A 12,242-nucleotide genomic window follows, 5' to 3' on the forward strand; every position below is an offset into this window, starting at 1 on the left:
GATCCAGTTTCACATGTTGATTGATGGATTGCTGGAGAACCTGACTAATCCGTCTTGCCATCCCCCGGCCCTGCCAGCAGCTTCGTCCCCTGCTCCTTGAAGCCCTTCGCGATCATCGGCTCTACAAAGCCCAGCATCATCGGCAGCTGGACTTCGAACACCATCTGACCGTCCTCGACATCGACGTGGCCCTGGACCGTCTGGCCCATTGCGCCGATCGACAGCGCGAGGCGGTCCTCGTTCACCCAGTCGCTTTCCACCGTCGCGCCGGGGAAGGGGATGTGGTCGATGATCTCGCCGGTGCGTTCGCGCAGGCGGCGGCGGACTTCCTCGCGCGGGAGGTTGTGAGGTACCGCGACGCGCATCAGCTGTTCGCGTCCGGCGCTTCGATCTCGCCGCCGTAGCGGTAGTCGAGATAGCGGTGCTTGATCGCCAGATCGTCGAGCGAGCCTTCGGCCAGTTGCCGCGTCACGCTGTCGATTTCCTTGCTGATCTTGCTCAGGCTGTCGGTCAGCTGCTCGTCGGGCGACGCGCCCGCGCGCTTTTCGGCCCGCAGATGGCGCGGGATCTTCTGGTAGCTGTCGACCGTCTCGGGCAGAACCTCGCCCACCAGCTTGCGCACCTCGCGGGTCGCCGGATGGTCCTGGTCGACCGTTTCGAGCTGGAGGCCGAGCGCATCGAGCTGCACCCCCATATCCTCGACGATGCGCGCGGCGGGGGCGGGCAGGGCGAGGCGCTGGTTCTCCAGCCACAGCTCGGTTCGCCCGACCATAGAGCGCACGTCGCCCTTGTTAAGATCGGCGCGCTTGGGCACTTTCATCTTGGGGAAAATGCCCAGCGTGCCGGTGGCGACGAGGATCGCGATCACGGTGATCAGCAGACCCCAGAAGCCGATCCCGTTGAGGATCATCCCGGCGAAGCTCGCTGCGACGAGGATGGCGAAGGTGGCAAGCAGCACGCGCACCAGCTTGCGCATCAGGTGCTGCGATTTGAGGCTGGCCGAACCCTGCCCGATCGAGCGCGCGCGGCGGTGGCGCCCGCCCTCGCGGTTGTCGCGCAGCACCATGGCGCTGTCCTGCAATATGCGGTCGCTGTCTCGGGTCAGGTCGTTCAAGCGGTCAGCCCTCGATGCTCAGCAGGCTCGATTCGTTGATCTGCTTCGATGCCTGCGCCTGGCCTTCGGCGCGCGCGATATAGCCCTTCGACTTCTCCACCTCACCGGACAATGCCTCGACCGTCTGCTTCATCGAATCGAGCGCGCGCAGCTTGAAGGTGTCGACCTCGTCCATCGTGTCATAGATGTTCTGGAACGCGCGCTGCAGCGTTTCGAGCGGGATGGTGCTGGCGGCGGCCTGCTCGTGGATCTTGCCGGTCTGTTCGCGCAGCATGGTGCTGGTGCTGTCGATGATGCCGGCGGTGGTCTGGTTGAGCGCGGTGATCTGGCCGAGCACGAGCCGCTGGTTGGTCATCGCCTCGCTGACGGTGACCGCGGTGCGCAGTGCGCCGACGGTGGTGGTGCTGGCGCGGTCGACGCCCTTGACCAGCTCGACATTGTTCTTCTTGACCAGGTCGAGCGCGAGATAGCCCTGCACGCTGACCGCCATCTGGGTCAGCAGGTCCTGCGTGCGCTGGCGGACGTAGAACAGCGCGGTCTCGCGCACCGCCTTGGCCTTGGCCGGGTCGGTCGAATCGAGTTCGATCGCCTTTTCTTCCAGCTTGGCGTCGAGCGTCTTGGAGATGTGGATCATCTGCTCAAGGTTGCCCATCGCCTCCCACAGCTTGGCCCGCTCGACATCGATCGCCGCATTGTCCATCAGCAGCTCATCCTTGCCGTTGCCGAGCTTGTTGAGGATTTGCTGGATATGCGTCTGCGCGCTTTGATAGCTGCGGAAGTAGTTGGTCAGCTTGTTGCCGAACGGGATCACGCCGAGAATCTTGCGCGGTCCGGTCAGCTTGCCGCGCCGGCCCGGATCGAGATCCTCGACCACCCGGCGCAGCTCGCCCAGATTGGCGCCGACGCCTTCATCCTGGTCCATCGCCCGCAACGGGCGGTCGAGGAAACGGTTCGAATGCCCCGCCGCCGCCATGATTTCCTTGCGGCCCATATTGGTCAGCTGGTCGACCTTCTTGCCGAATTCGGGCGAATTGGCATCGACCGAGATCAGGTCGGCGACGAAACCGTCGACCTTTTCTTCCAGCTTGCTCTTGATCTCCTCGCCCACGGGGACGAGGCCGGCGGCCTTTTCCGGCGCGACCTGCGGCACCGGATCGGGCGGGGTCAGCTCGAAATCGACGGCGGTGGCGGTGACCGCCGGTTTGGGGGTTTGGGTCGTGCTCATTCCTGCTCTCTGCTCCCGGCGGGCATGCGCCCGTCTGCTTTCGATACTGTATTAGTTATGTAAGACACAAATGACAAGTATCGTGCTGTGATGGCGGGCTGGAAGTCTCCGCTTTTTTCCCGGCTTGGCAAGAGCTAAGGCCGTCTGCGATGGAAGACGCAAACGAGCAACCCAAGAGCAAGGCTGCGGAAGTCAAGGCACAGGCGCGGTGGACTTACCTGCGCGCACTGGTCGGATTGCGCTGGTGGTGGCAGGACGAGGTAATGGCGTCGGTCGATCAGGCCGAGGTGATTGCGCGCCGCCGCGAGGATGGCGCGCTGTCCGCCCGCTATCTGTTCATGACCGCTATGTCGGGCGGGATCGCGATCCTCGGGCTGTTGCAGAGCTCGCCGGCGGTGGTGATCGGCGCGATGCTGCTCTCGCCGCTGATGGGACCGATCATGGGCCTCGGCTTCGCGCTGGCGATCGGCGACTATCACTGGCTGCGCCAGTCGGCGAAGTCGCTCGCCTGGGGCTCGGCAATGGCGATCGCATTGTGCACTGTGATCGTTTTCCTCTCGCCCTTGCAGGAGATCACGCCCGAGGTCGCATCGCGCACCCGGCCCAACCTGTTCGACCTGTTCATCGCCCTGTTCTCCGCGCTTGCGGGGGGCTATGCCGTGATCCGCGGCAAGGAAGGCACGATCGTCGGCGTGGCGATCGCCACCGCACTGATGCCGCCGCTCGCGGTGGTCGGCTTCGGCCTTGCGACCTTCAACTGGACGGTGTTTTCCGGCGCGCTGCTGCTTTTCGTCACCAACCTCATCACCATCGCGCTGACCGCCTGGGCCATGGCCAAGCTCTACGGCTTCAAATCCAACCTCAGCGAGAAGCAGACGCAGTACCAGAACTTCGTCGTCGTCGCGGTGTTCGTGGCGCTTGCGGTGCCGCTCGGCTTCTCGCTCCGGCAGATCGCGTGGGAAACCAATGCCACACGCCAGGTGCGCGCCGAACTGGTCGACAATTTCGGACCGGCCGCGCGCCTGTCGCAGCCCGAGATCGATTTCGACGGCGATCCGATTCGCGTGTCGGCCTTCGTATGGACGACCAGCATCCAGCCGGACGCGCAGGCCACGGCCGCGCGTCACCTCAGCGAGCGGCTCGGTGCACCGGTCGTGGTCGATCTCAAGCAGTTTCTGGTGCGCGACGAGAAGAGCGCCGAGCAGGCGCAACTGTCCTCGGCCAAGGCGCAGGAGGAAGCAGCGGCCAACGAGCGGGTGGCCGAGCTGGGTGCGCGGCTGGGGGTGGTTGCGGGGGTGGAAGAGAGCGACGTGCTGGTCGACCGCCAGCGGCGCAGGGCGCTGGTGCGGGCGAAACCGCTGCCCGGCGCGACGCTCGAAACCTACGCCGCGCTCGAACGGCGCGTCGCGCAGACCGAGCCCGACTGGACGATCGAGCTGGTCCCGCCGGTAGCGCGCCTGCCCGAATTTGCCTTCAGTGGAGAAGAACTCGACACTGCGCAGACCGCGACGCTGCAGCTGGCCGCCTGGGCCTCCGCGCGCAACGGCATGGCGCTGCGCGTCATCGGGCGGGGCGATGCGGCCGACCTGGTGGCCAAGGCGCTGTCCGAAAACCGCGCGAGCGAAGTGCAACGCCGCGAAGCCGCCGGCCCCGTCCGCATCGAATGGGTCGATCCGGCGGGCGAATAGGTTGGCAACTATTGTTAAACGGCATAAATCGAACGAATATCCAACTCCTCTCAGACATATTGCTGTGGAACTCTTGCATTTAAATTTTCCAAAACAATTCGTAGCTCGATATGCGCATCGTATGCTTTTCGATCCTTTGTCAGGACTCCATTAAAATAGGTACCGTATGTTGCGATGACACGATCGATTACGTCGTTGCGGATTCTCTTTGGACTTTGATTTTTTGGACTCCCGCGCCGGACCCAATCCAAGAAATATAGGCTTAGAGAAAGTGAAACACGGACAATGTAAGAGTCGAAATAGGATTTCGGTGATGGCCTTTTGATCTTTATGTGCGGAGATTTCGCGAATCCCTCGCTCAAAACTCTTGTCATCTCCATTATTTTCTCGATTACGGTAAGGGGTAGCCTGCCGCGCTTGCGAATTATCTTAAGTTCGTGTTGAGTGAGGTTTCTTGAGATAGATGTAAATAATTCTGGGAGGTCGCCAGCGGCAGCTATCATGCTACCAAGATGCTGATTTGCTGCTTCTGTGTGGCTTTGAAATGACCTAAATCTCGCGATCGACGAGTCGTCAAAAGTTTCCAAGACCCTGATAGTCCCGTTGAGATCACGCTGCGCCCCCGGCCAAATCATTCGATTACCGAATCCAGCTGGACGAGGGTCGATTCCGGCGATTTCTCTTGCACCTCGTAAGTGTAAGACTTGACTGGGGAAGTCTGCCGCGACCGATAGTGACGCTCTTAAACCATCAATTGATTGCGGCTTGTATATTTCCATCCATACGAAATCTGGCATTAGCAAATAGTGGCTTTCGCACGCAGATAGAAAATCTCTGGCAACGCCGGAACTTAAAGCGTTGGTGTCCGCAACCAATCGAGTGTTCGGTCTAATCGGGCCATCAGCAACTCGACTCAATCCTATGCCGCCTCGAGCACCGGCAGGGGCTGGATTTCGCCCGCGAGATACAGCCGTTTCGCCTTCGCCCGGCTGAGCTTGCCCGAGCTGGTGCGCGGCAGGGTGCGCGGGGGGACCAGTTCGACCACGCAGTTCATGCCGGTGATCGAGCGGACCTTGTCGCGGATCTGTTCGTGAAGGCGGGTGCGCTCTTCCGGATCCGACACGCGGCAATGGACCAGCACGGCGGGGGCTTCCTCGCCGCTTTCGGTCTCGATGCTGAAGGCGGCGATGTCGCCGTGGTTGAAGCCGGGCAGCTGCTCCACCGCCCATTCGATATCCTGCGGCCAGTGGTTCTTGCCGTTGATGATGATCATGTCCTTCGCCCGGCCGACGATGAACAGGTACCCGTCCGCCATGTAGCCCATGTCGCCGGTGTCGAGCCAGCCATCTACCAGGCAGTCGTTGGTCGCTTCCTCGTTGCGGAAGTAGCTGTGCATCACGCTCTTGCCGCGGCACCACACCTTGCCGATCTGGTGATCGCGCTTGGCGGCATCGTTCTCGCCGCGGATTACGACTTCCATCCCGTCGATCGGCTTGCCGCAATTGACAATCGCGCGGTAGCGTGCGGGGCGCGACAGGTCGCCGCGGGTGCCCGACAATCGCTCTTCCTCGACCAGCTCGACCCGGATCCCCTCACCCGGCGGCATCACGGTGACCGCGAGTGTCGCCTCGGCGAGGCCATACGACGGGGTAAAGGCGCTTGCCTTGAAACCGGCATCGGCGAAGGCGTTGACGAAGTTCTGCATCACGTCGGGCCGGATCATGTCCGCCCCGTTGCCCGCGATGCGCCAACGCGACAGATCGAACCGGTCGCTCACGTGGCTCTGGCTGGAGATGCGGCGCGCGCAGATGTCGTAGCCGAAGGTCGGCGAGTAACTCAGCGTGGTGCCTTGATTGCGGCTGATCAGGTCGAGCCAGGCGAGCGGGCGGCGCGCGAAATGCTCGGTCTTGATATAGTCGATCGACGCCTGGTTCGCGATCACCGAGAGGAAGCAGCCGACCAGCCCCATGTCATGGTACCACGGCAGCCAGCTGACCACGCGGTCGTTCTCGCGGAATTTCATCGAGGTCGAATGCCCGCGCAGATTGTGCAGCAACGCCTCGTGGGTCACCGCGACGCCGGTCGGGAAGCGGGTCGAGCCGGAGGAATACTGCAGATAACAGATATCGTCCGGCGATGCCTCGGGCAGAACCACGTCCGCTGCCTCGCGCCGGGCAAAGCTGTCCCAGTCGGTCCCTTCGCAGCCCTGCCGGTCAGCGGCGGCCTGCGCCATTTCGGCGATTTCGGGGGGATAGATGAGGATCTTGGGGTCGGAGCTTTCGAGCTGGACCGCCAGCTGGTCGATATAGCCGTCCTTCCCGCCGAACCCGGTCGGCAGGGGCAGCGGCACCGGCCATGCGCCGGTGTAGATGCAGGCACAGAACAGCGCGGCGAATTCGGGGCAGGTTTCCGCGATCAGCGCGACGCGATCGTTCTTGCCGATGCCCGAGGCGACCATGCGGCGCGCCATGACCAGCGCATCCTCGCGCATCTGGCGGTAGGGGTAGACGCGCTCGAGCGTCCCGCGCATGTCGTGGAAGTTCAGTCCTTTTTCCGACCTGGCGGCGTAGTCGATCGCTTCGCTGAAGGTGGCAAAGTCCGACCGACGGCGCGGCAGGTCGCAGTCATTGGGCGTCGGCACAAGCGTGGCGTCGTTCATGGTGTCTGCGGTCATATTTTCTGGTTCGAAACCCGTCCCTTAAGGGGCACCCCCTGCGCCCGTTTGTCGGTTTGGTGTGCTTCTAGTCGCGTTGCTGCCAATTTCAAACTTTCCCATTTCCCAATGACTGTGGCACGAATATGGCCGATGACCGACAGTGCCATAACAGGAAAGCGCCGGAAGGGGCCTCCCAAACCCCTGAATAGCGAGCGTTTACGCGATCTTGCGCTGTCCTATCTGGCGCGATTTTCCACCAGTGCGGCGAAACTGGAAGCCTATCTGGCGCGCAAATTGCGCGAGCGCGGGTGGGAAGGGGAAGGGCAGCCGGACATCCACGGCCTTGTCGCGCGCTATGTCGAGCTCGGCTATGTCGACGATGCCGCCTATGCCCGGGCGCAAGCCGGGTCGCTGCTGCGGCGCGGTTATGGCGCGCGGCGGGTGGGGCAGGCGCTGCATGCGGCGGGCATCGCCGAGCCGATCCGTGCTGAAGTTGATCCTGCAGAATTCGCCCGGCGCGAGGCCGCGCTGGCATTGGCGCGCAAACGGCGCTTCGGCCCCTTTTTCGACGGGGCGATCGAGCGCGACCGGCGCGAGAAGCAGGTCGCAGCCATACTGCGTGCAGGCCACGTTTACGACCATGCGCGCCGGGTGATCGACGCATCGAGCGAAGCCGAGCTCGAAGAATGGTTGGATGAAGCGCGCGACGGAGTAGATTGAAAGCATGACCAATCCGATCCGATTCGCCGCGCTGTTCGCAGCCTCGCTCGCCCTCTTCGCCTGCTCGCCGCAGCAGGCTGCCGAAGCTGCTCCGGCCGAAGCGAGCGCCAAGGTGCACCCCGTGTCCGGCCTCGAGGTTGTGCCGCTCACCGTAACCAGCGGTTCGAAAGTCCACCGCTTCAGGGTCGAGGTTGCGGCGAGCGGCGCGGAGCAGCGCCAGGGGCTGATGTTCCGCACCGAGCTCGGCCCCGACGAAGGGATGATCTTCCCCTATGCCGCGCCGCAGCAGCTCAGCTTCTGGATGAAGAACACCCCGCTGCCGCTCGACATCATCTTCATCGCCGACGGCCGCATCCTCAACATCGCGGCGCAGACCGAACCCTATTCGCTCGATTCGGTCGCCTCGGTCGGGATGGGCGATCTGGTGCTGGAGATTCCCGGCGGGCGCGCGGCCGAGCTGGGGATCAAGCCGGGCGACACGGTCGACTACTGATCGCTGGCAAAGCACCGCATTGCCGCTTGGCCCGTGCCCGCTAATCGGCTAATCGCGCCGCCATGGGTATCCTCGGAAAGATCTTCACCTGGTGGGATGGTGCCACCATCGGCACGCATCTGTGGAGCTGGCGCAAGGGCGAGCAGGTCGGAACCGATGCGCAGGGCAACACCTACCACCGCAGCCGCAAGCGCGGCGAAGGCGTGCAGGAACGCCGCTGGGTGATCTACAACGGTGCCAACGACGCCAGCCGCGTGCCGGCGGAATGGCATGGCTGGCTGCACGGTTCATTCGGCGATGTGCCGGAAAGCCATCTGCCCCCGCCGCGCATCTGGGAGGTCGACTACACCCCCAACGCGACCGGCACCGCGCAGGCCTATCGACCGATGGGCGCGCTCGAACGCGGCGGCAAGCGCGCGCGGGCCGACGGCGACTACGAAGCCTGGTCGCCCGAAGGCTGACCATGGCGGTTCGGGCGCTCTCGATTTCGGCGGCTGGCATCGCGCTGCTCGCAGGCTGCGGCACCGAAGCGCCGCCCAAGCCCAAGGCGCCCGAGACCGAAATCCCCGACGAACTGCGCACCCAGGCTGCCACGCGCGCCGCGATAGAGGGCGAGATCGGCACCCCGATGGCCGAGCGGGTGGCGACGCTGGGCCTGCTCAACAAGCGCAACAATCTGACGCAGGAGCTGGAGATGAAGCCGGGCGAATCGCGCCGGGTCGGCGACGTGATCGTCCGCCTGTCGGCCTGCGAGCGCACCGCGCCGTGGGAAATGCCGGCCGAAACCGGGGCCTTCGTCCAGGTGCTGGTGCGCGACAAGGCGAGCGAGGAATGGCGCCGCGTCCACTCCGGCTGGCTGTTCAGGAACTCGCCCAGCCTCAATGTGGTCGAGCACCCGATCTACGATGTCTGGGTGAAGGACTGCGCGATGAGCTTCCCGGGCGAGGAAGAGGCTCCGCCCAAACCCGCCGCGTCGGGTTCGCCTGCGTCGCGCCCGTCGCCTTCGCCGTCTCCCACCCCCAGCCCCTCTGCCTCGGCAACCACTGCGCCATAGGCCTCGAGCAGGCGCATCGCCGGCGCACCGCGCGCCGCCGCCAGCCGTTCGAGATATTTCGCCTGCGGCAGTTCGACCGCACCGAGCGAGGCGAGGTGATCGGTCATGAACTGGCAGTCGAGCAGGCGGTAACCGCTGCGCCGCATCAACGCGACGAGCCAAGCCAGCGCCACTTTGGAGGCATTGTCCGCGCGGCTGAACATGCTCTCGCCGCAGAACACCTGATCGAAAGCGACCCCGTAGAGACCGCCGACCAGCTCGCCCCCGTCCCAGCATTCGATCGAATGTGCGTAGCCCGCCTCGTGCAGGCGGAAATAGCTCGCCGCGATACGCTGGCTGATCCAGCTGTCGGGATGGTCCGCGCGCGGCGCGGCGCAGAGGCTCACCACATCGGTAAAGGCGGCGTCGATGGTCACCCGGAACCGGTCGCGGCGGAGCAGCTTGCGCAGCGTCTTCGAACAGCGGAAACCGCCGAGCGGCAGGATCGCGCGCTGCTTCGGCTCGACCCAGAAGATCTCCGGATCGTCGCGCGCGTCGGCCATCGGGAAGATCCCGCTGCGATAGGCGAGCAGCAACGTCTCCGGCGGGATCAGCGGGAAGGCGGGGGCATGCATGGCCGCGCCACCATAGGCGCGCAGCTTGCCAAGCGATAGGCCACCGCGGCGATAGCGCGCGCCTTTCGCGCCTTGCCAAGCACGGCGGGCCGCTCTAAGGGCGGCATCCGCCTGCAGGGGTGTAGCTCAGCTGGTAGAGCATCGGTCTCCAAAACCGAGGGCCACGGGTTCGAATCCTGTCACCCCTGCCATTTCTTTTGAATTGTTATATTTCGCCCCCTTTGAGGGGGAATAGAGCTGCGTCTGTGGGCGAGCCTGTGGGCCAGTTTTGTGCACGGAAATGTAGAGGAGACTCGCTGTGTCGCCTCCATCTCTGAAGACACCTTCGCCGAATTCCTCAATGCAGACAGAAGCAACGGCGCTAATTCCCGCATTGTGGCGGAGCGCAAGTGAGGTGAGTCTGTCCCGTTACACGGGGCAAGTTGGCAGAGAGAGCCCAGCCTGAATTTGCGTCTACTGTGGGAGGTTTGGAGTAAGGTCCAAACGTCCAGCATGAAAATCATCATGGTGCACGTTGCAAAGGGTCAAGAGGTTTGGTGCCTTGTTGCTTCCCCCCTTTACATGTTCCTCGATGTGATGAAGCTCAAGCAGCCTGCGCGGATCGTCTTTATGAGCTTTGTCTCGGGTCCAGCCGCAAACACGGCAAGCGAATTGGTCACGTTCTAGGACTTCTACTCGCACAGCATCAGGAATCTTCCGGTCGTGCTCGTAGGTCTGCCGATCCTCCTCGAGCACGTAACTCCCAATCGGCAGATCAGTACGTCCCTGCTGCATTGTCATGACGGGCCAACCATTCTCAGTGCGAAGTTCGCGGCTCCGTCGGGTCCACTCTCTCTTGTTGTTAGCAAGATATCGAAGTTCTTCACCCGTCACAGGTTGGCCAACGTTGGCGCGGAAGTATTCTAGAAGCTTGTCCTTCACAGAAATCTTCTTCTTACGGATCGAGTTGAGTTGGAGCCATCTGAATGCGGCATCACGGTCCTGTTGCGTCCGCACCAAGGCATACTGGTGCGTCTTGATGGTGCGGGGATCGACGCCAAGCAGCTCTTTTAAAGCCGCGGCTTGTCGAGGATCATCCTCAGAAATCTGTTGGAAGGTGTTTCCGCTGTAAATCCACCAACCATCTTGAACGCGAAGCTCACGAACTCGACGTGCCCACTCGCCTATCCCAGATATTACCATGAGCTCGTCCCCGTCGATCAGGGTCACAGGGTACTTCTGAAAATAGAGTAGGATTCTCGCCCTGGCACCCCTCGCGTCCTTACGGGTCACCAAGGATGAGCCGACGTCCCTTAGTAGGTGAGCGGCCGGAATAAGTGACAGCACCTTCTTCCGTAGATCCGGCTGCGACAGGTTCCGTTCAAATTCGTCAAGAAGCTCTTTGAGCCGATCCAGTCCATTGGGAATGTTCCTAACGAACTTTGGTTGCCGAGACATCTAGGCGGTGGCCTTCAGAGGCTGCAGCATCGAAGCCACCATTTCGCCTAGTTCCCTCGCAAATGGAGGAGGCACAGCGTTACCAATTTGGCGCGCGACCTCGATTTTTGTGCCCTTGAACTTGAAAGTCTTTGGAAAACCCATGAGCAGCGCAGCTTCACAATGGGTGATTGGTCTGTGTTCTTCGGGATGAAGATACCGGCCCTTTTCCGGTTTGAAGAACTCGGTTCTGATTGTCACGGAGGGTCGATCCCACCAGAGGCGCCCGAAAAGGTCTGTTCCCCCCGAGGTCTTCTTGATCCAGCAATTAGGTGTAATCTCTGGCGCGTTCTTTTGGAGATCGAAGCGATTCCCGCCCGGAGGGACGGCGCGATACCTTGCACGGCTTTTGTCGGTGGGCCGCCTCCCGAAGTGAAGGCCCATGACGTCTTGACCAAAAATCTCGGCACCCTTCGGCGGTGGAAGGTGACTGATAGTGTCCTTAACAGTTCGCCAAACCGGGAGGTTCGACGACTTGTCCGGTGCTCGATGGGTCTCCAATGGCGGGAAGACTGGCTTCCCCTCGAAGGCGCCTTCCTTCCAACCTAATACAATCGTCCGTCGCCGTGTTTGAGGCACGCCATAGTTGGCTGTGTTAAGCACCTCCTCGACGGTCTCAAAGCCCATCTCCTTCGCCTTCGCTTTGATATCAAGCAACTCCGGAGATCGGTAAAGTTCGGCGACGTTCTCCATCACAAAGATCGAAGCGCCGGAGAGGCGAACGACTTCCAGAAAGGGCTCCCAAAGTGCTCGTCTTTCATCGCCGACCCTATCGCGGTTTAGCAGGCTAAAGCCTTGACACGGTGGGCCGCCAATGACGACATCGGCCGGAGGGATGTCTCCGGCTTCAAGCCACTCCTCGATGCCCATGTGGATGGCCGGTCCATTCACGTTCGCCTTGTGGGTCTCGATAGAGGCAGCGTCGCTGTCGACTGCTGCGACGCACTCGAAGGCCCCACAGAAGGCTTTGTCGACAAATCCGTAAGACATGCCGCCAGCGCCGCAGAAAAGATCGATCAGCGTCCAACCCATTGGGTCTTAAACTCCGTTTTGGTGCAGCGATGATAGCCACTTGATCCCAGAGAACAATAGTAGAACTCGACTTATCCAGCCGAGAAAGAAGCAGGGGTTCAGGGGCGGAGCCGCTCAGGCTTTGAGAGCCACGTAAACGCTGCTGCAAGCGATGACGAGTTGCTTTGCAA

General features: G+C 62.3%; 12 protein-coding genes, 1 tRNA gene and 1 pseudogene. 6 read left to right on the forward strand and 8 right to left on the reverse strand.

Annotated elements, in window-relative coordinates; genetic code table 11:
- Nucleotides 1–44: 44 nt before the first annotated feature.
- Genes NSO95_RS14955 through NSO95_RS14965 form a run of 3 tightly spaced genes read right to left on the reverse strand, consistent with a single transcriptional unit; the run spans nt 45 to nt 2,339 of the window.
- Nucleotides 45–365 (reverse strand): polyhydroxyalkanoic acid system family protein, encoded by a 321-nt coding sequence (locus NSO95_RS14955; RefSeq protein WP_257597135.1) that lies wholly within the window; start codon nt 363–365, stop codon nt 45–47.
- On the reverse strand, nt 365–1,114 hold the full coding sequence (locus tag NSO95_RS14960; protein ID WP_257597136.1) for a hypothetical protein: 750 nt from the start codon (nt 1,112–1,114) through the stop codon (nt 365–367). Before NSO95_RS14960 ends, NSO95_RS14955 begins: the two co-directional genes overlap by 1 nt.
- Nucleotides 1,115–1,118: 4 nt before the next feature.
- Nucleotides 1,119–2,339, reverse strand: a complete 1,221-nt coding sequence (locus NSO95_RS14965; RefSeq protein ID WP_257597137.1) for a toxic anion resistance protein — start codon at nt 2,337–2,339, stop codon at nt 1,119–1,121.
- A 149-nt stretch (nt 2,340–2,488) separates the two neighbouring features.
- On the opposite strand from NSO95_RS14965, the gene NSO95_RS14970 reads away from it, so the two are divergent.
- Nucleotides 2,489–4,027 (forward strand): TIGR00341 family protein, encoded by a 1,539-nt coding sequence (locus NSO95_RS14970; RefSeq protein ID WP_257597138.1) that lies wholly within the window; start codon nt 2,489–2,491, stop codon nt 4,025–4,027.
- 50 nt (nt 4,028–4,077) lie between these two features.
- Here the strand turns inward: NSO95_RS14970 and NSO95_RS14975 are convergent, their stop codons facing one another.
- Nucleotides 4,078–4,824 carry a hypothetical protein gene (locus tag NSO95_RS14975; protein WP_257597139.1) on the reverse strand — a complete coding sequence of 249 codons (747 nt, stop codon included), beginning with the start codon at nt 4,822–4,824 and terminating at the stop codon, nt 4,078–4,080.
- A 122-nt stretch (nt 4,825–4,946) separates the two neighbouring features.
- A complete protein-coding gene (locus NSO95_RS14980) occupies nt 4,947–6,686 on the reverse strand; it encodes a fatty acyl-AMP ligase (protein ID WP_257597195.1) in 1,740 nt (579 codons plus the stop codon).
- A gap of 147 nt (nt 6,687–6,833) precedes the next feature.
- Between NSO95_RS14980 and NSO95_RS14985 the strand changes: the two genes are divergently transcribed.
- The 4 genes and pseudogenes from NSO95_RS14985 to NSO95_RS15000 all read left to right on the forward strand — a co-directional run.
- On the forward strand, nt 6,834–7,403 hold the full coding sequence (locus NSO95_RS14985) for a regulatory protein RecX (RefSeq protein WP_257597140.1): 570 nt from the start codon (nt 6,834–6,836) through the stop codon (nt 7,401–7,403).
- Nucleotides 7,404–7,407: 4 nt separating this feature from the next.
- Nucleotides 7,408–7,896 (forward strand): DUF192 domain-containing protein, encoded by a 489-nt coding sequence (locus NSO95_RS14990; RefSeq protein ID WP_257597141.1) that lies wholly within the window; start codon nt 7,408–7,410, stop codon nt 7,894–7,896.
- A 62-nt stretch (nt 7,897–7,958) separates the two neighbouring features.
- Nucleotides 7,959–8,357, forward strand: coding sequence for an NADH:ubiquinone oxidoreductase subunit NDUFA12 (locus tag NSO95_RS14995; protein ID WP_257597142.1), 399 nt, complete (start codon nt 7,959–7,961; stop codon nt 8,355–8,357).
- 233 nt (nt 8,358–8,590) lie between these two features.
- Nucleotides 8,591–8,761, forward strand: a pseudogene (locus NSO95_RS15000) (DUF2155 domain-containing protein); the annotation flags it as partial.
- Between the two features lie 35 nt (nt 8,762–8,796).
- Here NSO95_RS15000 and aat read toward each other — a convergent pair.
- Nucleotides 8,797–9,564, reverse strand: a complete 768-nt coding sequence (gene aat, locus NSO95_RS15005) for a leucyl/phenylalanyl-tRNA--protein transferase (protein WP_257597143.1) — start codon at nt 9,562–9,564, stop codon at nt 8,797–8,799.
- 115 nt (nt 9,565–9,679) lie between these two features.
- On the opposite strand from aat, the gene NSO95_RS15010 reads away from it, so the two are divergent.
- Nucleotides 9,680–9,755 (forward strand) — tRNA-Trp (locus NSO95_RS15010).
- A 262-nt stretch (nt 9,756–10,017) separates the two neighbouring features.
- On the opposite strand, the gene NSO95_RS15015 is transcribed toward NSO95_RS15010, so the two are convergent.
- Nucleotides 10,018–11,001, reverse strand: a complete 984-nt coding sequence (locus NSO95_RS15015; protein ID WP_494546240.1) for an HNH endonuclease — start codon at nt 10,999–11,001, stop codon at nt 10,018–10,020.
- Nucleotides 11,002–12,072, reverse strand: coding sequence for a DNA cytosine methyltransferase (locus NSO95_RS15020; protein WP_257597145.1), 1,071 nt, complete (start codon nt 12,070–12,072; stop codon nt 11,002–11,004).
- Between the last annotated feature and the right edge of the window lie 170 nt (nt 12,073–12,242).

Source organism: Parerythrobacter lacustris (assembly GCF_024626475.1).
Taxonomy (GTDB): domain Bacteria; phylum Pseudomonadota; class Alphaproteobacteria; order Sphingomonadales; family Sphingomonadaceae; genus Parerythrobacter_A; species Parerythrobacter_A lacustris.

Excerpts from the sequence above, each read along its gene's own strand:
- NSO95_RS14955 (WP_257597135.1), bottom strand. The coding sequence starts at position 365 with ATGCGCGTCGCGGTACCTCACAACCTCCCGCGCGAGGAAGTCCGCCGC.
- NSO95_RS14965 (WP_257597137.1), bottom strand. The coding sequence starts at position 2,339 with ATGAGCACGACCCAAACCCCCAAACCGGCGGTCACCGCCACCGCCGTC.
- NSO95_RS14970 (WP_257597138.1), top strand. The coding sequence starts at position 2,489 with ATGGAAGACGCAAACGAGCAACCCAAGAGCAAGGCTGCGGAAGTCAAG.
- NSO95_RS14975 (WP_257597139.1), bottom strand. The coding sequence starts at position 4,824 with ATGCCAGATTTCGTATGGATGGAAATATACAAGCCGCAATCAATTGAT.
- NSO95_RS14980 (WP_257597195.1), bottom strand. The coding sequence starts at position 6,686 with ATGAACGACGCCACGCTTGTGCCGACGCCCAATGACTGCGACCTGCCG.
- NSO95_RS14985 (WP_257597140.1), top strand. The coding sequence starts at position 6,834 with ATGACCGACAGTGCCATAACAGGAAAGCGCCGGAAGGGGCCTCCCAAA.
- NSO95_RS14990 (WP_257597141.1), top strand. The coding sequence starts at position 7,408 with ATGACCAATCCGATCCGATTCGCCGCGCTGTTCGCAGCCTCGCTCGCC.
- NSO95_RS14995 (WP_257597142.1), top strand. The coding sequence starts at position 7,959 with ATGGGTATCCTCGGAAAGATCTTCACCTGGTGGGATGGTGCCACCATC.
- aat (WP_257597143.1), bottom strand. The coding sequence starts at position 9,564 with ATGCATGCCCCCGCCTTCCCGCTGATCCCGCCGGAGACGTTGCTGCTC.
- NSO95_RS15015 (WP_494546240.1), bottom strand. The coding sequence starts at position 11,001 with ATGTCTCGGCAACCAAAGTTCGTTAGGAACATTCCCAATGGACTGGAT.
- NSO95_RS15020 (WP_257597145.1), bottom strand. The coding sequence starts at position 12,072 with ATGGGTTGGACGCTGATCGATCTTTTCTGCGGCGCTGGCGGCATGTCT.